General features: G+C 39.1%; 23 protein-coding genes. 21 read left to right on the top strand and 2 right to left on the bottom strand.

The window, feature by feature from the left end; translation table 11 throughout:
* The first annotated feature begins 25 nt into the window (after window positions 1-25).
* The 13 genes from ACNQFZ_RS04115 to ACNQFZ_RS04055 all read left to right on the top strand — a co-directional run bounded on the left by ACNQFZ_RS04115 (window position 26) and on the right by ACNQFZ_RS04055 (window position 12,083).
* The gene (locus ACNQFZ_RS04115; RefSeq protein ID WP_458414086.1) at window positions 26-937 is read left to right on the top strand and encodes a sirohydrochlorin chelatase; all 912 of its coding nucleotides are present in this window, start codon (window positions 26-28) and stop codon (window positions 935-937) included.
* 254 nt (window positions 938-1,191) lie between these two features.
* On the top strand, window positions 1,192-1,968 hold the full coding sequence (gene cobK, locus ACNQFZ_RS04110; protein WP_458414085.1) for a precorrin-6A reductase: 777 nt from the start codon (window positions 1,192-1,194) through the stop codon (window positions 1,966-1,968).
* A complete protein-coding gene (locus ACNQFZ_RS04105) occupies window positions 1,958-2,608 on the top strand; it encodes a precorrin-8X methylmutase (protein WP_458414084.1) in 651 nt (216 codons plus the stop codon). The genes cobK and ACNQFZ_RS04105 overlap by 11 nt, the downstream gene beginning before the upstream one ends.
* A gap of 15 nt (window positions 2,609-2,623) precedes the next feature.
* Window positions 2,624-3,751, top strand: coding sequence for a cobalt-precorrin-5B (C(1))-methyltransferase (locus ACNQFZ_RS04100; protein ID WP_458414083.1), 1,128 nt, complete (start codon window positions 2,624-2,626; stop codon window positions 3,749-3,751).
* Window positions 3,717-4,931, top strand: a complete 1,215-nt coding sequence (gene cbiE / locus ACNQFZ_RS04095; protein ID WP_458414082.1) for a precorrin-6y C5,15-methyltransferase (decarboxylating) subunit CbiE — start codon at window positions 3,717-3,719, stop codon at window positions 4,929-4,931. Before ACNQFZ_RS04100 ends, cbiE begins: the two co-directional genes overlap by 35 nt.
* Window positions 4,928-5,629: a precorrin-2 C(20)-methyltransferase gene (cobI, locus tag ACNQFZ_RS04090; RefSeq protein ID WP_458414081.1), complete on the top strand. Its 702-nt coding sequence runs from the start codon at window positions 4,928-4,930 to the stop codon at window positions 5,627-5,629. The genes cbiE and cobI overlap by 4 nt, the downstream gene beginning before the upstream one ends.
* Complete coding sequence (gene cobM, locus ACNQFZ_RS04085; RefSeq protein WP_458414080.1) at window positions 5,626-6,396, top strand: precorrin-4 C(11)-methyltransferase; 771 nt, start codon at window positions 5,626-5,628, stop codon at window positions 6,394-6,396. Before cobI ends, cobM begins: the two co-directional genes overlap by 4 nt.
* Complete coding sequence (locus tag ACNQFZ_RS04080) at window positions 6,396-7,517, top strand: cobalt-precorrin 5A hydrolase (protein ID WP_458415302.1); 1,122 nt, start codon at window positions 6,396-6,398, stop codon at window positions 7,515-7,517. Before cobM ends, ACNQFZ_RS04080 begins: the two co-directional genes overlap by 1 nt.
* Window positions 7,518-7,530: 13 nt before the next feature.
* Window positions 7,531-8,901: a cobyrinate a,c-diamide synthase gene (locus tag ACNQFZ_RS04075; RefSeq protein ID WP_458414079.1), complete on the top strand. Its 1,371-nt coding sequence runs from the start codon at window positions 7,531-7,533 to the stop codon at window positions 8,899-8,901.
* A complete protein-coding gene (locus ACNQFZ_RS04070; protein WP_458414078.1) occupies window positions 8,894-10,393 on the top strand; it encodes a cobyric acid synthase in 1,500 nt (499 codons plus the stop codon). The genes ACNQFZ_RS04075 and ACNQFZ_RS04070 overlap by 8 nt, the downstream gene beginning before the upstream one ends.
* A gap of 24 nt (window positions 10,394-10,417) precedes the next feature.
* Window positions 10,418-11,059, top strand: coding sequence for a precorrin-2 dehydrogenase/sirohydrochlorin ferrochelatase family protein (locus tag ACNQFZ_RS04065; RefSeq protein ID WP_458414077.1), 642 nt, complete (start codon window positions 10,418-10,420; stop codon window positions 11,057-11,059).
* Window positions 11,056-11,814, top strand: a complete 759-nt coding sequence (gene cobA, locus ACNQFZ_RS04060; protein WP_458414076.1) for a uroporphyrinogen-III C-methyltransferase — start codon at window positions 11,056-11,058, stop codon at window positions 11,812-11,814. The genes ACNQFZ_RS04065 and cobA overlap by 4 nt, the downstream gene beginning before the upstream one ends.
* A 98-nt stretch (window positions 11,815-11,912) precedes the next feature.
* Window positions 11,913-12,083 carry a Spo0E family sporulation regulatory protein-aspartic acid phosphatase gene (locus ACNQFZ_RS04055; RefSeq protein WP_458414075.1) on the top strand — a complete coding sequence of 57 codons (171 nt, stop codon included), beginning with the start codon at window positions 11,913-11,915 and terminating at the stop codon, window positions 12,081-12,083.
* Window positions 12,084-12,133: 50 nt separating this feature from the next.
* Here the strand turns inward: ACNQFZ_RS04055 and ACNQFZ_RS04050 are convergent, their stop codons facing one another.
* The gene (locus ACNQFZ_RS04050) at window positions 12,134-12,508 is read right to left on the bottom strand and encodes a hypothetical protein (protein WP_458414074.1); all 375 of its coding nucleotides are present in this window, start codon (window positions 12,506-12,508) and stop codon (window positions 12,134-12,136) included.
* Window positions 12,509-12,711: 203 nt separating this feature from the next.
* Here ACNQFZ_RS04050 and ACNQFZ_RS04045 point away from each other — a divergent pair, with 203 nt between their 5' ends.
* From ACNQFZ_RS04045 to ACNQFZ_RS04025, 5 genes are all read left to right on the top strand, one after another.
* On the top strand, window positions 12,712-13,620 hold the full coding sequence (locus ACNQFZ_RS04045; RefSeq protein WP_458414073.1) for a chemotaxis protein: 909 nt from the start codon (window positions 12,712-12,714) through the stop codon (window positions 13,618-13,620).
* Window positions 13,621-13,791: 171 nt separating this feature from the next.
* A complete protein-coding gene (locus tag ACNQFZ_RS04040; protein ID WP_458414072.1) occupies window positions 13,792-14,748 on the top strand; it encodes a substrate-binding domain-containing protein in 957 nt (318 codons plus the stop codon).
* Window positions 14,748-15,662 (top strand): substrate-binding domain-containing protein, encoded by a 915-nt coding sequence (locus ACNQFZ_RS04035; protein ID WP_458414071.1) that lies wholly within the window; start codon window positions 14,748-14,750, stop codon window positions 15,660-15,662. Before ACNQFZ_RS04040 ends, ACNQFZ_RS04035 begins: the two co-directional genes overlap by 1 nt.
* A 52-nt stretch (window positions 15,663-15,714) precedes the next feature.
* Window positions 15,715-16,413, top strand: coding sequence for an ABC transporter permease (locus ACNQFZ_RS04030; RefSeq protein ID WP_458414070.1), 699 nt, complete (start codon window positions 15,715-15,717; stop codon window positions 16,411-16,413).
* Between the two features lie 5 nt (window positions 16,414-16,418).
* The gene (locus ACNQFZ_RS04025; protein ID WP_458414069.1) at window positions 16,419-17,153 is read left to right on the top strand and encodes an ABC transporter ATP-binding protein; all 735 of its coding nucleotides are present in this window, start codon (window positions 16,419-16,421) and stop codon (window positions 17,151-17,153) included.
* Between the two features lie 76 nt (window positions 17,154-17,229).
* Here the strand turns inward: ACNQFZ_RS04025 and ACNQFZ_RS04020 are convergent, their stop codons facing one another.
* Window positions 17,230-17,679: a YkyB family protein gene (locus ACNQFZ_RS04020; protein WP_458414068.1), complete on the bottom strand. Its 450-nt coding sequence runs from the start codon at window positions 17,677-17,679 to the stop codon at window positions 17,230-17,232.
* A gap of 199 nt (window positions 17,680-17,878) precedes the next feature.
* Between ACNQFZ_RS04020 and ACNQFZ_RS04015 the strand changes: the two genes are divergently transcribed.
* From ACNQFZ_RS04015 to ACNQFZ_RS04005, 3 genes are all read left to right on the top strand, one after another.
* Complete coding sequence (locus ACNQFZ_RS04015) at window positions 17,879-18,358, top strand: PCYCGC motif-containing (lipo)protein (protein WP_458414067.1); 480 nt, start codon at window positions 17,879-17,881, stop codon at window positions 18,356-18,358.
* A 77-nt stretch (window positions 18,359-18,435) separates the two neighbouring features.
* On the top strand, window positions 18,436-19,968 hold the full coding sequence (locus tag ACNQFZ_RS04010) for a Ppx/GppA phosphatase family protein (RefSeq protein ID WP_458414066.1): 1,533 nt from the start codon (window positions 18,436-18,438) through the stop codon (window positions 19,966-19,968).
* A gap of 18 nt (window positions 19,969-19,986) precedes the next feature.
* On the top strand, window positions 19,987-22,101 hold the full coding sequence (locus tag ACNQFZ_RS04005; protein ID WP_458414065.1) for an RNA degradosome polyphosphate kinase: 2,115 nt from the start codon (window positions 19,987-19,989) through the stop codon (window positions 22,099-22,101).
* Window positions 22,102-22,107: the final 6 nt, after the last annotated feature.

The following is a 22,107-nucleotide window of genomic DNA, read 5'->3' as shown; positions in this document are numbered from 1 at the left end:
AGGAACGATAGGAGGAGCGGAAGTTATGAAGGCTGTATTATTTGTAGGGCATGGCAGTCAGGACCCTGAGGGAAATGAAGAGGTCCGTCAATTTATTCATAAAATGAAGCCGCAGCTGGATTCCAGTTTGCTGATTGAGACTTGTTTTTTGGAATTTGAAACGCCGACGGTAAACCAAGGGCTGGATACATGTGTCAGAAAAGGGGCAACTGAAGTTTTTGTAATCCCGATCATGCTACTGCAAGCAGGGCACTCAAAAATCCATATTCCAGCTTGTATTGATGAGGCAAAAGAAAAATACTCCCATGTACGATTTACTTATGGGCGACCGATTGGAATTCATGATGCAGCGTTGGAAATATGTATGGACCGCTTACAAGAAATCGAACTTAATGAATCAGTGGAAGATCACGATACAGCGATTATTTTACTTGGACGGGGTGGCAGTGACCCGGATGCCAATAGTGACCTTTACAAGATTACGAGACTACTTTGGGAAAAATTAAATTATTGTTTGGTTGAGCCGGCTTTTATGGGCGTAACGAAACCATTGATTAATGAAGTGGTCGAGCGCTGTGTTCTTTTAGGTGCGAAGAAGGTTGTTATTTTACCATATTTTCTTTTTACAGGTATCCTTATTAAACGGCTTGAGAACATGATCGTTGGTTACGAACAGCAATACTCAAACTGTGAATTTACATTGGCAGGGTATTTTGGTTATCACCAAAAACTACAAACGATTTTACTAGACCGCGTTGGAGAAGCTCTAATGGGTGAAGTAAAAATGAATTGTGATACATGCCAGTACCGATTGGACGCAATGGAGCATGTCCATCATCATCATGACCACCATGATGACCATGACCATCATCACGGGCATGATCACCATGATGGACACGATTATGACCACCAACATTATGAATATAGCAAGAGTTGAGACTCTAACGATTCCATCAACCGATTATCGTTCCCTAAAGTGATTGGACAATCCATTAGTGAGTGCATTGCAAGTTTTTATGCGGACACGAAAAAACATCTGGGTAGTTCAGGGAAGTGAGACTATTTTCGTGTTTGTCCGCATAAAAACTTGGCTTCCATCTAACCGTTAGATTTTTACGTTGTCCAATCAAAGTCGGTCACAATAATCGGTTGATGGAATCTATCTATGCACAGTCAAGAGGTGTTGATGTTTTGAAGATATTGCAATTAGCAGGGACCAGCGATGCTAGAAAGCTGGCGATTGAACTAACGAAAAATGGTTTTGAAGTCCTTACCACGGTTGTAACCGATAATGCTAAGAAGGAGCTGATGGACGCGGGGCTTGAGGTCATGGTTGGTAGATTAACAGATTTGGATATTGCTCAACTAATAAGGGAACTTAGGATTGATCTCGTTGTGGATGCCAGCCACCCTTTTGCCGAAATAGCATCAAAAAATGCAATGAAGGGCTCTGAGAAAGCTGGTGTTCCTTACATTCGCTATGAAAGGCCATCCCAAACCTTTCAGCATGAGCTCGTTCAAGTGGTTGATTCTTATGAAGCTGCAGCCGACTTTGCCGCCGAAAAACAGGGGACCATCATGCTTACAACCGGCAGTAAAACATTACAAATCTTTACTGATAGACTTCTCCATTTACCAAATACGAGAGTCATCGCGAGAATGCTCCCTAGAAAAGACAATATGGAAAAGTGTGAAGAACTGGGTCTTCCCCAAAAGGATATCATCGCCATCCAAGGGCCTTTCTCAAAGGAATTTAATAAAGCTCTTTTTGAACAATTTAAAGTGACGTTGATGGTGACAAAGGAAAGCGGACAAGCGGGGTCGGTGGATGAGAAAATTGCCGCCGCTATCGAACTTGGGATTGAAACAGTATTAATAAAACGCCCGAGCATTCAATATGGGACAACATTTGAAAGTATCAAAAGTGTCATAAATCATGTAAATGGAGTTGATAATCATGGATTTTAAAACAGAATTTAAACCAATTACGATCCAACCGCAACAAATTGAAGGGAAAAGCTTTGAAATGATTGATCAGGAAATTGGTGAGCATTCCTATACAAGCGAGCAATATCCTGTTGTCCAAAGGGTAATTCATTCATCAGCAGATTTTGAGCTCGGTAAAAGTATGGTTTTTCATCGTGATGCGGTACAGGCGGGGATTGCAGCGATCGTTAGGGGAGAAAAGATAGTCGCCGATGTCCAAATGGTTCAGGCAGGCATCAGCAAGCCACGCTTGAAGAAATATGGTTGCGAAGTAAAGGTCTATATTTCCGATGATGATGTTATCGAGGAAGCGAAGCGATTAGATACAACGAGGGCCATCATTTCGATGCGAAAGGGTGCAAGAGAAGCAGATGGCGGAATTTATGTGATTGGCAATGCACCGACAGCGCTTCTGGAATTAATCCGTTTAGTGAAAGAAGGAGAAGCAAAGCCAAGTCTCATTATTGGGATGCCCGTTGGTTTTGTATCTGCAGCAGAGTCAAAAGAAGAATTAGCAAAGCTTGACATCCCTTTTATCACGAATATGGGCCGAAAAGGCGGAAGCACAGCTGTTGTCGCAGCATTAAATGCCATTTCAATCTTGGCGGATAAACAATCGTAAGGATTGATTTTGATAATGGAAGATTCTAAAAAAGAACAAAAAAAACAGTTAAGACATGGCTACACAACAGGCGCTTGTGCGACAGCGGCAACAAAAGCCGCATTATTAGCCTTACTTTCAGGCAATGCGGTTGAAAGGGTTAAAATCCAAATCCCTGCTGGTGAAATCGTCACATTTAAAATTGTAGAGTGTCATCTTTTACATGATCAAGCTACTGCTGGCGTAATAAAGGATGGCGGTGATGATCCAGATGCTACGCACGGGGCGCTCATCTTATCGACGGTTAAATGGAATAGAGAAGGGTTCCGTCTCGATGGTGGTGTGGGTGTCGGAAGAATTACAAAGCCCGGGCTGCAAATTCCTGTTGGTGAAGCGGCAATTAATCCGATTCCAAGAAAAATGATAAAAGAAACGGTTCAAGAAGCGCTTGAAGAATTTGAAATAAACCGTGGTGTCTCTGTCACTATTTCTGTTCCGGAAGGAGAAGAAATTGCCAAGAAAACGCTAAATGGGCGTCTTGGCGTGATTGGTGGAATTTCGATATTGGGTACTAGGGGCATTGTTGTTCCTTTTTCCTCTTCAGCTTATATGGCAAGCATTGTTCAATATATTAAAGTAGCCCGTGCCAATAGATGTGAACATGTTGTGATTACAACCGGTGGCCGCAGTGAAAAATATGCGATGAAACGATATCCCGAATTGCCGGAAGAAGCCTTTATCGAAATGGGTGATTTTGTTGGCTTTACTTTAAAGCAATGTAAGAAACAGGGGGTCAAAAAGGTTTCTATGGTCGGGATGATGGGCAAATATTCGAAAATTGCGAAAGGCGATATGATGGTCCATGCAAAGGGGTCCCAAGTAGACTTTGAATTTTTAGCAGAGGTGGCCAAGATGTCAGGTGCATCGGAAGATGTTCTTACAGAAATTAGGGAGGCGAACACTGCTTCCCAGGTTGGCGACTTAATGGTGTCGCTTGGGGACAAACAATTTTTTGAAACACTATGCCGACTTTGTAATGAAGCTGCCTATAGGGAAGCGAAGGGCGGAATGGATATCGAAACCGTGCTCTACACATTAAAGGGAGAGTTTTTGGGAAGGGCGATGTTGCATGACCAGAATAAAAATGATTGGGATCGGAGATAACGGCAAGGCAAGTCTCCTACCTCTTTATGAATCATGGATTTATGAAAGTGAACTATTAATCGGGGGAGAACGGCAGTTAGCTTTTTTTCCGGATTATCATGGTGAAAAATTGGTAATTAAAACTGGGTTGACGAAGCTTGCAAACCAATTGGCGAATGAAACAAGAAATACGGTTATTTTAGCATCCGGAGATCCTTTGTTTTTCGGAATCGGCAGCTACTTAGCAAGTAAGATAAAAGTGGAAATATACCCTTACTTAAGTTCAATCCAATTGGCATTTGCAAAAATGGGTGAACGCTGGCAGGATGCGAAATTTATAAGTGTCCACGGCCGCCCTATCAAAGGATTAGCGCAAAAAATAGATGGAGAAGAAAAAGTAGCCCTTTTAACTGATGCAGAAAATAATCCGTCGGCCATTGCCAAGTATTTATTGCATTTTGGCATGACAGAATATGAAGCCTTTGTTGCTGAACACCTTGGCGGTGAACAGGAACGGTGCCGGCGCTTAACGCTTGAAGAAATGTCGGATGAAGATTTCCAGCCATTAAATGTTGTTATTTTAAAAAAGACAGTTTCTAGACCAACTTGGTCATTTGGAATTGATGATGATGAATTTTTTCAAAGAAAACCTGAAAAAGGTTTAATTACGAAAAAAGAGATTCGCAGCCTTTCGCTCGCGGCGCTACAATTGCGAATAGATTCAGTCCTTTGGGATATCGGCACATGTACTGGATCTATAGCAATTGAAGGAGCTAGACTTGCAAAAGAAGGTGCTGTCTATGCGATTGAAAAAAATGAGCATGATCTTCTAAATTGCTATGAAAATATGAAAAAATTTCGTACGGATATAACGGTAATCCATGGCAAAGCACCGGATGGTTTGGACCAATTTCCAGATCCTGACGCTGTCTTTATTGGCGGTACAGCTGGGAATATCGATGCCATTTTAGATAGTTGCTCAAGTCGCTTAAAATCAAATGGTAGGATTGTTTTAAATGCGGCAACAATAGAAAACTTAATGCAGGCTATTGATGGTTTTAAACGGAACGGGCTCCATGCTGAAGTCACACTTGCCCAAATTTCAAGAAGCAAGCCAATCTTAAATTTAACGAGATTTGAGGCCTTAAACCCGATTTATATCATTACAGCTTCAAAGGATATGGGAGGAGAGAAAAAATGAGTGGAACACTATATGGGTTAGGGGTTGGTCCTGGCGACCCTGAACTTCTAACCGTTAAGGCATATCGAATCTTAAAAGAATCACCTGTCATTGCTTTTCCAAAAAGCAGAAAAGGCAGCAAAAGCTATGCCCATAAAATTATTGATGTTTACATAAATTCGAATGAAAAAGAGATGCTTGGTCTTGTATTTCCAATGACAAAAGATCAAGAGGTCTTGGACAGGGAATGGGGAAATACGGTGGAATTAGTTTCAAGTAAGCTGATGGAAGGGAAGGATGTTGCTTTTGTTACAGAAGGTGATCCGTTTTTTTACAGTACGTTCATCCATATGATGAAGCTGATGAAATCGCGTTTCCCAGACATCCCGATTAAAACAATTCCAGGTATTTCATCGATTAACGGAGCGGCATCAAGGCTTGGCCTTCCGCTCGCAGACGGCGATGATAAAATTGCCATCGTCCCGGCGACCGCTGATATGGAAGAGATGAAAAAGGTTTTATTGGAGAATGATTGTGTCGTTTTCTTAAAGGTTGCTAAAGTAATGGGTCCAATGCTTGAAATCTTAGCGGATTTACAATTAACCAATCACACTTCTGTTATAACAAAAGCAACTTCTGATGAGGAAATAATCTGGGATCTCAATGAATTGAAGAATATTGATTTAGAATATTTGACATTAATGGTGGTGCGAAAGTGAAAATTTATTTTATCGGAGCAGGTCCCGGTGATCCTGATTTAATAACAGTAAAAGGTTTACGGCTCTTAGCGGAAGCGGATGTGGTTATGTATGCCGATTCGCTTGTAAATGAACAATTAGTCCAAAAATCAAAACCAGCAGCAGAAATCATAAAAACAGCGGGGATGCATTTAGAAGAAATGGTGGGCCTCATGGTTGCAAGCGTGAAGGAAGGCAAAAAGGTTGTCCGTGTCCATACTGGTGACCCGGCTGTTTATGGGGCTATTATGGAGCAAATGGTTTTATTAAAAAAAGAAGGGATTGAAGTGGAAATTATTCCAGGAGTGAGTTCCGTGTTTGCAGCTGCTGCAAGAGCGGGAGCGGAACTAACAATCCCTGATCTTACACAAACGGTAATTTTAACAAGGGCAGAGGGTCGGACGCCCGTTCCTGAATTTGAAAGACTTACGCTATTAGCCAGCCATCATTGTACAATTGCGCTCTTTTTAAGCGCAACATTAACGAAGAAAATTGTCTCAGAATTTCTAGCGGCGGGCTGGGATGAACAAACTCCAGTAGCTGTGGTCTATAAAGCGACCTGGCCGGATGAAAAAATCGTCCGTACAACTTTGCAAAATTTGGATAGTGATATGAAGAAAAATGGCATCCGCAAACAAGCGATGATCTTAGCCGGCTGGGCGTTGGATGAGGATATTGTAACACAAGACTATCGCTCAAAGCTTTATGATAAAGCCTTTACACATGGCTTTCGAAAAGGTGTGGAATGATGACGCAATTACAGGATAAAAACCAAGTTTGTATTACTGCCCAAAAGGACTTTGCGATTGTGGCGATTACAAAACATGGCGTTACGCTTTCCAGGGAGTTGCAACAAAAGTTTACCAATGGCGATTTATATTATATGAGTAAATTTGAAAAAGGCGATGAAAAAGAAAGAGGGATTCACCTCTTTTCCGGGAGCGTCCGTCTATTACTGCCAGCTCTTTTTCGTAACTATCAAGGTATCATCCTGTTTGTTTCATTAGGCGCTGTCGTCCGCATGATAGCGCCTCTTCTTCATGATAAAAAAACAGATCCGGCTGTAGTCGTGATTGACGACCTTGGCATCAATGTGATTAGTGTTTTATCTGGGCATTTAGGAGGAGCAAATGATTTAACACGAGAGATTGCTTCGATACTAAAGGCCCGACCTGTTATTACAACTGCTTCTGACGTGCAAAAAACGATATCAGTTGATCTTTTGGGAAGACAATTTGGCTGGGTGTGGGAAACAGATGAAAAAATTACGTCCGTTAGTGCTTCTGTCGTAAATGAGGAAAAAATAGCGATCATTCAAGAATCAGGTGAGAAAAATTGGTGGCATCATAATTCGCCGCTTCCAAAGAATATTGCCATCTTTGCATCTATCCATGAGGCACGCGCTGCAAGTTCAGATGCAGCGCTAGTAATTACCCATAGAATGCTTACAAAGGAAGAAGAGCAGGTATTAAATAATGGTGTTCTATATCGACCAAAGGTGATTGTACTTGGGATGGGCTGCAACCGTGGCACTAGTGCTGAAGAAATCGAGCAGGTCATTATTGAAACTTTGGCAGACCTATATTTTTCCATTAAAAGTGTCAAAACTTTGTGTACAATAGATTTAAAGAAAGATGAAGAAGGCTTCTTGCAAATCGTAAAAAAGTTTGGTTGGGATTTTGTCGTGTATTCTCCCGAAGAGTTAAATAAAGTCCAAATTAGTGAGCCTTCCGAAACAGTATTTAAATATACAGGAGCCTATGGTGTTAGTGAACCGGCAGCCCGTCTTTATAGTGGCTGCAATGAACTTGTGCTCGTAAAGAAAAAGTCTGGTAATGTGACAATATCGGTAGCAGTATTAAATTTATAGAAGGGGGAAACGTATGTCTACGCATAGATTGGTAATCGGTGGAACGGGAAGCGGAGTTGGGAAAACGACATTAACCATCGGATTAATGTCGGCTTTTAAAAAAAGGGGTCTTACCGTCCAGGGCTTTAAATGCGGCCCGGATTATATTGACCCCACTTACCATACAGCTGTAACGGGTAGGATTTCTCGCAATCTTGATAGCTGGATGCTGGAACATGAAACCGTAAAGGAAATATTTGCTCGAGTCTCAGATGCTGATATTTCGATAATTGAAGGGGTCATGGGCTTTTATGACGGGAAGGACCCGCGATCAAATGGAGGCAGCACAGCCGAGATAAGTATGATATTGGATTCACCGGTTTTATTAGTCGTAAATTGTGCAAGTATGGCTCGAAGTGCAGCGGCGATTGTGAAAGGGTTTCAAGCGCTAGAACCTAAGGTAAAGATTGCTGCAGTTATTGCCAACCGTGTCGGTAGTGAAGGCCATTTTAAAATTGTAAAAACCGCTATTGAACAAGAATGCAAGATACCGGTTGTCGGCTACTTGCTGAAGGATCATGATATTGAAATTCCAGAACGGCATCTTGGTTTAATTCCCTCGATTGAGCGGGGCGAGCTGGATTCTTTTTTTGAAAAACTGGGCGCGTTAATCGAACAAACGATAGATTTGGATCAGTTATTCGAGATTGCGAAGGCGAGTATTCATGAAGCACCAACTTCCTCTTTGTTTAGTTCTGTGGAAAAATTGGGCGTTCGTCTTGCTGTTGCCAGGGATGCCGCTTTTAATTTTTATTACAAAGAAAACCTTGAATTGCTGGAAGCTAAAGGGGCAGAACTTGTCTATTTTTCTCCATTAAAAGGAGAAAGTTTACCGGACAATGTACATGGATTATATCTAGGCGGAGGATTTCCGGAAGAATTTGCCGATAAGCTGGCCACAGCAGAACATGTAAAAAACTCAATCAAAGCGGCCATTGAAAACGGATTGCCGACATTAGCTGAATGTGGTGGCTTTATGTATTTAACTGAAGCAATCGAGACTACATCAGGCCATATTTTTCCGATGGTCGGACTGATACCAGGCCGGGTGATCATGCAAAAGCGCCTCGCTGCATTGGGGTATCGAGAAATTAGCGGCGTAGAGAATAATTTCCTGCTACCGGCGGGTCTCGAAGCAAAAGGGCATGAATTTCATTATTCAACGTATGAAACGAATGAAACTGTAAACTATGCCTACAAAACAAAAGGTCTAAGAGGAATCAAGCATGAAGGATATATGTGCAATAACGTAATTGCTGGATATACTCATTTTCATTTTGCTTCATGCCCTAAAATGGTGGAAAACTGGCTGATTAAATGTATGGAGTGGAAACAAAATGGGTAAAGCACAGCCAATTATGATACAAGGAACACATTCAGATGCGGGAAAAAGTGTTGTAACAACAGCCTTTTGTCGGATTTTTCATCAAGATGGATATAGGACAGCACCTTTCAAATCACAAAATATGGCGTTAAACTCCTATATTACAGTGGATGGCAAAGAGATAGGGCGAGCGCAAGGAGTACAGGCGGAAGCGGCATTTGTCGCAGCAACAACGGATATGAATCCGATTTTAATTAAACCTAGCAGTGAAACGGACTCACAAATCGTTGTCCATGGCAAACCTTATCAAAATATGAAAGCAACAAGCTATCGGCAAGACTTTTTTCAAACAGGCTTAAAGATTATCAAGGAGGCATACCATCGTTTAGAAAATGAATTTGAGATGATTGTGATCGAAGGTGCAGGCAGCCCTGCTGAAATAAATTTAAATAATCGCGAACTAGTCAATATGCGCGTTGCAAGAATGGCGAATTCCCCGGTTATTCTTGTTGGCGATATTGAAAAAGGGGGCGTGTTTGCTAGTTTAGTAGGAACGCTGGCACTATTAAACGAAGAGGACCGGGATCGGGTCATTGGCGTCATTATCAATAAGTTTCGAGGTGATGTTAGTTTATTGCAGCCCGGACTTGACTGGTTTGAAGAATATACAGGCAAAAAAGTGTTAGGTGTGATCCCTTTTGTTCGTAATTTAAATATTGATGCCGAGGATTCTGTTATTTTGGAGAATTATTCAGCAAAGGAAGATGCCACAAAAGAAATCGATATCGCGGTGCTCCGTTATCCAATGATTTCAAACTTCACGGATGTCAATCCGTTTTTTGCTGAGAAAGACTGTCATGTCAGGTTTGTTAAAACCGTGAAAGAGCTGGGTAACCCAGATATTCTAATTTTTCCAGGCAGTAAAAATACAATGGAAGATTTACATTTCTTGCAGAACACGGGCTTAGAACAGGCGATACTTAACTTACCTCAAGAAAATGCGCCACATATTGTTGGGATTTGCGGCGGCTACCAAATGCTTGGAAGGAAAATATCCGATCCAGAGGGAGTGGAAACAGATTTAGGGACCATGGACGGACTTGGATTATTGCCAGTTGAAACAGTAATGACAAAAGAAAAAACGACTGTGTTATCTGATGGTGAGATTTTTTATAATAATCATTGCTATCCAGTGACAGGGTACGAAATCCATATGGGGCGAACGGAACATAATGGAATCAGTCTCATTCAATTACCGGAGACAAAAGATGGCAGTAAAACAGAAGATGAAAAAGTAATCGGCACCTATTTTCACGGTCTTTTCGATAATGATGAATTTCGACATGCCTATTTAAATCATGTTCGGCTTGAAAAAGGGCTTCAGCCTATTTATGAGCGTGTCTCTGTGAAAGAACTTCGCGAACAAGCGTTTGATCGGCTTGCAGAACATTTTAGAAAGCATGTTGATTTACCTTTTATTTATGAAAAAATGAAGCAATTTCAATCGAATTGACTTACAAGCTAGAGGTGTGCGAAGTTGGCAAATTATCCAATTATGGTGAATTTAGAAAATAAGGATTGTGTTGTTGTGGGCGGGGGAAGGGTTGCAACCAGAAAAATTGCAAACCTTATAGAGGCCAAGGCTAAGGTAGTGGTAGTGAGCATTAGTAGTTCCGTAGAAATAAAGGAATGGGCGAAGGCAAATCTACTACATTGGAAAAAGAAAGAATTTGAAAAAGATGATGTGAAACAAGCTTTTCTAGTTATTGCAGCAACTGATTCGCTGGAAACAAATCGACTAGTTTATGATTCGGTCAGCGCCAACCAGTTAATCAATGTTGTTGATGTGCCCAATCTATGCAATTTTACTGTTCCTACGGTTTTGCGTAGAGGAAAACTGACCATTGCCGTCTCAACTTCAGGAGGTAGTCCTTTATTAGCTAAAAAAATTAAACAAGACTTAAGCGAGATTTATGATGACTCCTATGAACAATACTTGGAGTTTTTAGATGTGACAAGAAAAGATATAATAGCCAAAATCAGCGATTGTAGGGTGAAATCTATACTCTTACAGCATTTACTTGACCCTATCTATTTACAATTGACGCGCCATGGTAAATATGCTGAGAGGAATACTTGCTTTGAGAATTTCTTACGTAAGGAGGGATATAGTTTATGAGCATAGGAAAAGTATTTATCGTAGGAGCTGGTCCTGGGGACCCCAAGCTGATTACGATTCGGGGGTTGGAGTGCATTAAAGAAGCAGAGGTCATTATTTATGATAGATTAGTGAATAAAGAATTGCTAGAATATGCGAATGAAAATTGTGAACTCATCTATTGCGGTAAGTTGCCCGGACAACATTGCCTAATCCAAGAAGAAATCAATGCCGAGCTCGTTCAATATGCTAGTCAAGGAAAAATTGTGACAAGATTAAAAGGTGGTGATCCTTTCATCTTTGGTCGAGGTGCAGAGGAAGCAGAAGTTTTAAGGACAAACGGGATTCCATTTGAAATTGTTCCAGGGATATCTGCAGGCATTGCAGCCCCAGCGTATGCCGGTATACCTGTTACTCACCGTGAATACGCCTCTAGCTTTGCCGTTGTCACCGCACATGGTCGTGCTGATAAGGATGAGGATCGTTTGAATTGGCAGGCGCTTGCTACAGGGATGGATACGATTGCTTTTTATATGGGGGTTGGAAATCTTCATTATATATGTAAACAACTCATCAAATTTGGGAGGCCCGAAACTACCCCGGTTGCTATGATTCATTGGGGGACAACAAAATCTCAAAAAACTGTGACTGGTACATTAGAAAATATTGAAGAAAGGTGCATGGTAGAGAAAATAGTAAATCCAGCGATTATTGTTGTTGGGGACGTTGTCAAAGTAAGAGAAAAAATCCAATGGTATGAGCATGAAAAAATATGACATTTTTTTGAAAAGAGTATGAAAAAAAGGCATTTATGGTAATATAGTAACATGTAAATTTTACTATATTTCATTACCACTTTGATTGGGGTGCCTACATGAGCGATATTGTCGTCAAACTAGCATTAGCTGAAGAAATTGAGCAATTACGGAGACAACTAGGTGAAGAATGGAAACGAAATCACATTCTATCAAATCCGACTATCGTTCAGCTTAGCCAAAGACTCGATGTGAAGATAAGCCAATATCAACGATTAACAAAAGAATAAATTGAATCAATTAAAAAAGAGGCTTACTTAAAGCCTCTTTCGTATGTACGCTAAATTTCGAGCGTTAAAGGATCATATAATTTATGTAGACCGTATTTATATAAAATTTCAAATTTACTATGAGAAGTAAGGTCTAACAGTTTTATAACAAATAATTCTATTGATGCAGCAAATTTTCGTTCATCATCAATAAAGGGATCGATTTCATCGCAATAGTTGCACCAAAGTTCTAAACTGAAGCCGACTGTATTGATCGGATAGTGGTCCTTCATTCCATAATAAAGCAGCCAAGCAACAGCTTGTTGTTGCTTATCCATTAAATCATCTATTAAATAAGTCATCTCATTATAAAACTTTTTAGTCAATTGATCTTTTTTATTTTTAAAACAAATAATATTGTTATTACTACTAAGGGGTTGTTTCACTTCCAATCGTCTCCTTTAAGGGCAACTACTTAAATAATAGCATGTAGTTTGTATGATTTAAAGACAATATTCTAAAAATTTAGAAACTTCACAACTAATTGTAATAAAATTATGATAATATTATTGTTATTGGTAATTTCTATTTTAAAAAAGCAAAAAATACAATATAATAGAAGTACTATTTTTTATGGAAGGGCGAGAGGATGAGTCAAAATAATAAAGGTATTTTATTAGAAAGTGGTACAAATGAATTAGAAATTGTGGAGTTTGGAGTATGCAATAATAAATTTGGAATCAATGTTATTAAAGTAAAGGAAATCATTAATCCAGTTCCTGTAACAGTTGTTCCCCATGCTCATCCGTCAGTTGAAGGAATCATAACGCTTCGTGGGGAAGTTTTGCCAGTTGTGAATATGTCGACTGTTCTTGGTTTTCCGCCTTCTCAAAATCCAAAACAAGATAAATTCATTGTCTGTGAGTTTAATAAGACAAAAATTGTCTTTCACGTTCATACAGTATCGCAAATCCATCGTATTTCTTGGAATCAAATTGAAAAACCAAATGAAATGTATACAGGCTTAGAAAGTCAGATTATTGGTGTCATTAAGATGAAGGATGAGATGGTGCTTCTCTTAGATTATGAAAAAATCGTTGTCGATATTAATCCGGATTCAGGAATAAATATTGATCGCTTAAAGAGCCTCGGAACTAGAGAGCGTTCAAATAAAAGAATCGTGATAGCGGAAGACTCAGCCTTGCTGCGGAAACTTCTTGAGGAAACATTGGAGGAGGCTGGATTCAGTTTGTTAACATTCTTTGAAAATGGGCAAGATGCTTTAGAGTATTTAGAGAGCACCGTATCATCCGGGAAAAACTTAACAGACGAAGTTCAAATTGTCATAACTGACATAGAAATGCCGAAAATGGATGGACATCATCTGACAAAACGTATTAAAGACGATGAAAATCTAAAGGTGCTTCCGGTGATTATTTTCTCTTCACTAATTACTGACGATCTTCGCCATAAAGGGGAGGTAGTCGGAGCTACTGAACAGGTAAGCAAGCCAGAAATTCTTGAGCTAGTTAAATTAATTGATAAATATGCACTTTAGATTATGAAATTGAGAGGTCCGAAATGGGCACTCTCGATTTTTTTTGAGTTGGAAACTAATAAAAACCAACATAACTTAATAAAAGTTTACAAAAATGATATAAATTACTTTTAAATTGAGTTTTGTTAGTTTATGATAGTGATATAATTTCAAGGTAAAGGAGGTGTTGGGTTGGACCGGGATTTATTAAAGCCGGAAGAAGTTGCAAATATCCTTAAAATTTCGAAATATACCGTCTATGAAATGGTGAAGCGAGGCGAACTTCAAGCGATAAGAATTGGTAGAAAAATGCGTTTTGATCCTGAGATGATAGAAAATTATAAGCACGGTTACGAAACAAAGACACAAAATCTGTCCGATCATAGTGAAAAGAATACATCATCTGAATCAAATATACCTTTAACTAGTGGTATAAATGGACATCCTATCCTATTTTTGGGGAGTCACGACTTGGCAATTGAAGAACTAGTGAACGAAATGAAGGAATCATATGAAGATATTCGCTTTTTTACAGCTTTTACTGGGAGTATGGATGGATTATTAAACTTATATTTTGGTAAATGTGATATAGCTGGATGCCATTTATATGATGAAGAATTAAAGCAATACAATGTACCGTTTGTAAAAAGAATTTTTCCGGGAGAGAGGATGTACATCCTCCACTTTGTAAAACGGAATATTGGGTGGATTATCCCTAAAGGAAATCCTAAAAATTTGACATGTTGGCAAGACATAGCACGTTCTGACTTAAAAATCATCAATAGACAAAAAGGTTCTGGGACGCGGATTTTACTCGATTATTACATAAGAAAGCTTAATATTTCTATAGATAAAATTGCTGGCTATAACGATACTGAACGAACGCATATTGGTGCAGCATTGAAGGTTGCACGTGGCCTGGCTGATATGGCATTAGGGTCTGAAAGTGCAGCTAATACTCTCGGGCTGGATTTCGTCTTTTTAAAGCAGGAAAGTTATGACTTCATTATGAAGCCTGAATTTTATCATAGTAACCAGGGACAGGCATTTATTCGTGTATTACAAAAAGCACGTTTGAAAGAAAAAATCACCCAGCTTGGGGGATATGACACAAAAGATATAGGTCATTTACTAGAGGAGGAAAAATAATGAAAAATTGCAAACAACATCTAAACAAGGTATTCTTGCTAGTCTTCATGGCTGCTGTATTAGCAATCTTTCCAGGTTGCTCTAGCAATCAGGAAAAACAAGCAACAGACAAGCAAACTGAACAACAAAACGAACAACAAGCTACAAACAACAATCCTGCTGGAAAAAAAGAGTTTGTATTGGCGACAACAACGAGTACACAAGACAGTGGCTTATTAGATGTACTAGTACCGATGTTTGAAAAAGAAACAGGATATATGGTTAAAACGATTGCCGTTGGTACCGGTAAAGCTTTAGAAATGGGGCAAAATGGAGAGGCAGATGTATTATTAGTTCATGCTCCTGAATCTGAAAAGCCTTTAGTTGATAGCGGGGTTGCTACAAATTACCAATTGGTTATGCATAATGATTTTATTCTTGTCGGACCAAAAGATGATCCAGCTGGTATTAAAGGACATGCTACTTCAGTTGAAGCATTGAAGAAAATTTCCGAGTCAAATGCAATATTTGTGTCACGTGGTGATGATTCCGGTACACAAAAAAAGGAATTAGGATTATGGGAAAAAGCTGGTATTAAGCCAAGTGGAACGTGGTACCAGGAAACTGGACAAGGCATGGGGGCTACTTTAAAGGTTGCGTCAGAAAAAGACGGATACACATTGACAGACCGTGCAACATATTTAGCTTTAAAAGATGAGTTGAATCTTGATATTATGCTTGAGGGCGAAGAAAGTCTTTTAAACATTTATCATGTTATGCAGGTAAATACTGAAAAGTTTGAGAATATTAACGGTGAAGCAGGAAAAGCCTTTGTTGAATTTATGATTGCTCCTGGGACACAAAAGGTGATTGGTGATTTTGGTGTTGATGAGTATGGTGAACAGTTGTTTTTCCCAGATGCCAAAACGAAATAATAAATGAAAGTGCAAGTGTACTGTTCTAAAAATTAGAAAAGGTGACTGTTCTATGGAAATGATAGTGAACGGTTTGTTAGAAGCCATTCGAATGCTTATAACATTCGACCCTGAAATATTTGAAATCACGTGGCTGACCCTGAAGGTATCAGGGTCAGCCACATTTATAAGCTTACTAGTCGGCATTCCGCTTGGTGTTGCCTTAGCTTGGGTTCATTTCCCAGGCCGACGTTTTATTATAAGTGTTGTAAACACGATGATGGGCTTCCCTCCTGTTGTTGTAGGATTATGGGTTTACTTGTTATTGGCTCGGAATGGCCCTTTAGGGCAATTGGATTTAATATTTACTCCAACGGCCATCGTGATTGCGCAAGCTGTCATTGCCTCACCGGTCGTTATGGGGTTAACATGTGCAGCTGTTATGCAGGTTGATGATAAAATGAGAATGCAAATGAAAGCGTTAGGGGCAACGAAGCTGCAAATGCTATTTCTTGTCTTGCGGGAGGCACGGTTTTCTTTACTTGCTGCTGTTATTGCGGGTTTTGGAGCTGTCGTGTCAGAGGTTGGAGCCTCACAAATGGTTGGTGGTAACATTAAAGGATATTCACGAGTCCTTACAACCGCTACCGTAATGGAAGTTTCTAAGGGTCATACAGAAGTTGCTATCGGCATATCGGTCATCCTGATGCTCTTAGCCTATTTTATTACTTTAGGTTTGACATTGCTGCAACAGAAGGATCCAAGAAGGTGAAGATTATGCTGCATTTAGATAATATTACAGTATTAAAAAAGAACAAGGAAATTGTCTCGCTTCATAAATTGGCTGTGAACACAGGAAAAGTGGTGGCACTTATTGGGCCGAATGGTGCAGGGAAAAGTTCTCTGCTGAAAGTAATGGCGTTATTAGAGGAGCCAACTAGCGGAGTGATTCGTTTCAATGGGAAACAAGTTTTTCCAGGCAAGGCAGGTCTCACTGAACGCCGAAAGGTTTCTGTTGTCTTTCAAGAGCCATTAATGCTTGACACAACTGTGTTTAATAATGTGGCAATTGCCCTTAAATTTAGAAAAGTACCTAAGAAAGTAATGAAAGACACGGTCTTTTATTGGTTAAGCCAGTTTGGCATTGAACATTTGGCAGAAGAGAGAGCAAAAACCCTTTCTGGTGGAGAGGTTCAAAGGGTTGCACTTGCTAGAGCGATGGCAACGAACCCAGAGATTTTATTTTTAGATGAACCATTTTCAGCATTGGACCTTCCTACGAGAAGAAGGCTATTAAAAGATTTTCGACATATTTTAAAAGAAACAAAAACAACGACAGTTTTTATAAGCCATGATTATCAGGAAGTATTGTTTTTATGTGAGGAAGTTATTTTTATGTTTGAAGGAAAAATGATTGATCATTTTAAAATGGATGAGTTACAGCATAAAAGATTTAGTGGTAGTTTAGAATCATTTTTAAGCGAGTGGATGACACCATTAATTCATGAATAAATGTGGATCAAGGAATGGAGAAGGCGATTACCAAATCATTAGGCTCGCCTTTTTCTGGTCCATTGCTTCATTGAAGTTAAAAGTAAGTTTGACCGAGTTTTTTGAAAACAGGTTTTGTATATTTGTTTTTTGGAGGCGGGCCTTGCTTGTTATTGCTTGGGTCGGTATCATGTATACCCGTATAGCTTTGCAAAATATGTTTTGCCTTTGATAATGGTAGGTTTGTCTTGGGGTTACGAAATGTATCATTTAATTCACCAAGATGAGGCAGAGAGGCAAAATCAGCTTTTTGGGGAGGGATATGAAAATAATATTCTCCAACTGAAACGAGTAAATCCGAGCGCTGTTGACTATTTTTTGGATTTTTGGAATAGTGGAGACCTAGCTTCCTGGCTTTACCGTCTTGAATTAATTTCTCAAGTGTTTTTTTCTTTAAAAGGTAGAGAAATTTTGGATTTGGGGCAGTTTTTGCGTGTCGATTCACGATGAAGAGAGCACGGGAGAGTTCCTCAATTGTATGCTCCATTGTATTAACTCCTTTCATATAATTTCTATTATTATACAACAGCGAGTGAAATCCAACAACTACTAGTAGTAAATAATATAGCAACTTTGTGAATATCTCATTTAACCAAAAAAGTCGTAGGCAATAATAGTAAAAACATGTTACTATTACGTAGAGATGAAAAACACTACTAGATTACTTCAAAGTAGGAGGTGTCTGAATGAAGAAACTCTTGTTTACGATTGTAGCAGGCGTACTATTGTTTACTTTGTCTGCCTGTAATTCATCTAATAAAGAGAATGATGAGGCTGCAACAAAACCTGAAAATATGAAAATGGAATATAATTTAAAGACAAAAGAGTGGTCCCCACTCATGACGCAATACGGGAAAGCAAAAACGTTGGAAGCCTATGCGTTTGCGGCAGAACATCCCGAAGTATTGGATTATATGCCTTGCTATTGTGGTTGTTATGAAACCGATGGCCATACTAACAATACAGCTTGTTTCATAGATTCTGTTGATGGAGATGTAGCAGAGTTGGATAGCATGGGCCTTGGCTGAGGAATCTGTGTTGATATAGCCCGTGAGGCTAAAGCAGAGTATGAAAAAGGTACAGATATAAAAACTATTCGTAAGATTGTTGATAAGAAATATGGGAATAATGGTGTGGAAGGAACTCCAACACCTATGCCTGAATAATATTAATATGCAGTGGATCCAGGTGATTCACTGCTTTTATTATAATTAGGAAAACTTGCAGGATTGGACTGGTTAGTATGCAAGAGAAATATGGAATTATTGACATTGGATCAAATACGATGAGACTCGTTATTTATCGTCATGAAAAAATGGGGAGATTTAAAGAGGTCGAAAATATTAAATCTGTGGCCCGTCTTCGTAATTACTTGGATCAAGAGTATGTCCTAAGTGATGAGGGGATAAATTTATTAATTGCCACTTTAAAAAATTTTGAAGATATTACAACTTATCATGGTGTTACCAATTTAAAAGTAGTGGCTACAGCTACGATTCGAAATGCAAAAAATCAACGTGAAATACTCGAAAAAATTCAGGCGTATACGAATCTAAATGTTAGGATCCTTACTGAATATGAAGAAGCTTTCTATGGTTATTTAGCCGTTATTAATTCCACATCGCTGACTGAGGGTATTACCATAGATATTGGTGGCGGAAGTACGGAGGTAACCTATTTTCGAGACCGCAAAATGATCAATTACCATAGCTTTCCGTTCGGTGTCCTTACATTACGACAACAATTTATGCGAGGCCCGATTCCTACTTTAGCAGAGCTATTGCAGCTTAAAGCCTATTTAATAAAGGAAATTCAGGCAGTTGATTGGCTAAAAGATAAAAATATCCCACTTATAGGTATCGGTGGTAGTGCCCGCAACGTTGCCCAAATTGACCAAAGACGCAAAATGTATCCTTTGGGGGGACTTCATCAATATGAAATGAACGGCAGTGATTTGGCGGCTGTAAAAAACAGTTTAATTGGACTTTCATTTGAAGAGTTGAAAAGGGTGGAAGGCTTATCAGAGGACCGTGCCGATATTATTTTTCCGGCGCTTGAAGTTTTTAGTGTATTTAACCATATCACGAATGCAACTTCATTTATTTTAAGTCGAAATGGACTTCGGGATGGTGTGTTTTTTGAGGAACTGTTAAAACCATTAGAAATAAAAATGTTTCCTAATGTCATTGAAGAAAGCCTTTTCGAAATAGAATATGAATATGAGATTAATATCAATCATGCAATTCAAGTTTCAAGGAATGCTATCGCAATTTTACATTTATTGAGAAGTATGGGCTATAAGTGCATTACCGATGCGCATCTTCTTGAAGCGAAACGCGCTGCTCTCTTGTTTCAACTTGGACGCTATATTGATGGTGAAGCGAGTAGTCAGCATACATTCTATTTGCTTGCTAACCGGACAATTGATGGTCTTACGCATCGTGAGAGACTCCGTTTGGCGGCGATAGCGTCCTACAAATCAAAGACAATCTTAAAACAATACTTGGCGCCATTCGCTGAGTGGTTTTCTAAGGATGAATTAACTGTAATCAGAATAATTGGGGCAGTACTAAGATTTGCCTATGCCTTAAATGAAACAAAGCGGAATATCGTTAACAAAATAGAAATACGAGAGCAAAACGAAGAGCTTATCATGCACATCATTTGCTCAAAAAATTGGCAGGCTGAACAATACCAAGCTGAAAAGCAAAAAAAACATTTAGAAAAGGCATTGAAACGAAATATCATTCTTCATTTTTCTGGAACCAACATTTAATAAGGAGGCTCCCGAGCCATGAATCTTCTAGAGAGTAAGCAAATTGATTTAGGGCATCCGCGCTTTTATAATAACCGCGAGCTTAGCTGGCTCGCTTTTAACGAAAGAGTTTTACAAGAGGCATTAGACGAAGGAAATCCTCTTGGAGAAAGATTAAAGTTTTTGGCGATATTCAGCTCGAATTTGGATGAATTTTTTATGGTGCGCGTTGCCGGTCTAAAGGATCAAGTAAAGGCTGGTTTCAATAAACCCGAAAATAAATCAGGATTAACCCCGAAAGAACAGCTTTCCGCCATTTCAAAAAAAAATCACCAAATCGTCGCCTTGCAGTACGCAACCTTTAGGGAAAAGTTATTGTCTTTATTAGAAAAAGAAAAAATCTTCTTTCGAAAAATGGATGAGTTGGCCTCCTATGAACATGCCTACTTAGAAAGCTTTTTTGATGAACAAATTTTTCCTGTTTTAACACCGATGGCAATTGATGCTTATCGCCCTTTTCCAATGCTCGCTAATAAAAGTATTAATCTAGTCATTTCGCTAACGGACCCATTAGAAGAGGAGCTACATAATCGTGAAAAGTTTGCCATTGTCCAAGTTCCAGCTGTATTGGAACGGTTTATTAAGATTCCAACACACAATGATAGCCAAGTTTATGTGATGTTGGAAGATGTAATCAGCCATCATATTCATAAGCTCTTCAAAGGCTATATTGTAAATTTAATCTCAAAGTTTAGAATTACCAGAAATGCCGATATGACAATCCATGAAGAGGGTGCGCGTGATCTACTTAAGGAAATCGAAAAGGAGCTTAAAAAAAGAAAATGGGGTGCCGCTGTCCGTTTAGAGGTTTGTGAAGATTCAATTGATCAAAATATTTTAAAGTTTTTGACAAGTGTACTTGAAATTCATGAAAAGGATATCTATTTTCAAAATGGTCCATTGGATTTTACATTTTTATTTAGTTTTTACAAAGAAATAACAACCAAAAAAGAGCATTTATCCTATCAAGCGTTGATTCCGCAGCCTCCATTGGATCTAATTGGAGAGGACAATATTTTTGAAGCTATAACGAAAAACGATATTCTTTTGCATCACCCGTATGAATCGTTTGAAGCTGTTGTTGATTTCATTTCCCAGGCTGCCGATGATTCCGATGTTTTAGCGATTAAACAAACGCTTTATCGGGTAAGCGGAGATTCACCAATCATTGAATCCTTAAAGAGAGCGGCTGGAAACGGAAAGCAAGTGACAGTATTAGTGGAATTGAAAGCCCGTTTTGATGAAGAAAAAAATGTCCATTGGGCTAAAGAGCTGGAAAAGGCCGGTTGCCATGTCATTTATGGCATGAACCATTTAAAAACACATAGTAAGATCACCCTCGTTGTCCGCAAGAGAAACCAAAATATTGAGCGATTTGTTCATCTTGGTACGGGAAATTATAATGATGTTACCGCAAAAGTGTATACAGATTTAGGTTTATTAACCGCAGCTAAAGGATTCGGAATTGATGCTACGAACTTTTTTAATTATTTGAGCGGCTATACAGAGAAGCCGGATTTTCACTATTTATCTGTATCGCCTTTTGATATCCGTAAGGATTTAATTCAATTGATTGAAGATGAAATTGAGTTTCACAAAAAACATATGAGCGGAAAAATGATACTTAAAATGAATTCATTAACAGATAAAGAATTAATTATGAAGCTTTATGAGGCTTCTAGAGCAGGTGTGAAAATTGATCTAATTGTACGGGGAATTTGCTGCTTAAAAGCGGGTGTGGATGGAGTGAGTGAAAATATAAGAGTGCGGAGCATAATCGGCCGGTTTTTAGAACATAGTCGGATTTATTATTTTTATCATAATGGAGCGGAAAAAGTCTTTTTATCTTCTGCTGACATGATGACGCGAAATATGGTGCGGCGTGTTGAAATCTTATTCCCGATTCTTGACGAAGGAATAAAGAGAAGAGTAAAGAAAATCCTTATGATTACAAATACGGATAATGTGAAAGCACGTGAAATGGACCAGGACGGAACGTATCATTATGTTCAAAGAAAGGAAAACGAGGCTATTGTCAATAGTCAGGCTTTTTTTTACGATATGGCGTATCACGTGGAGGAAGATGAGGAATAATATTCC

The sequence above is a fragment of the Schinkia acidoalkalinis genome, from assembly GCF_054301215.1.
The sequence above is the reverse complement of the archived record's forward strand: the minus strand, read 5'-3'. Positions and strand labels throughout refer to the sequence as shown.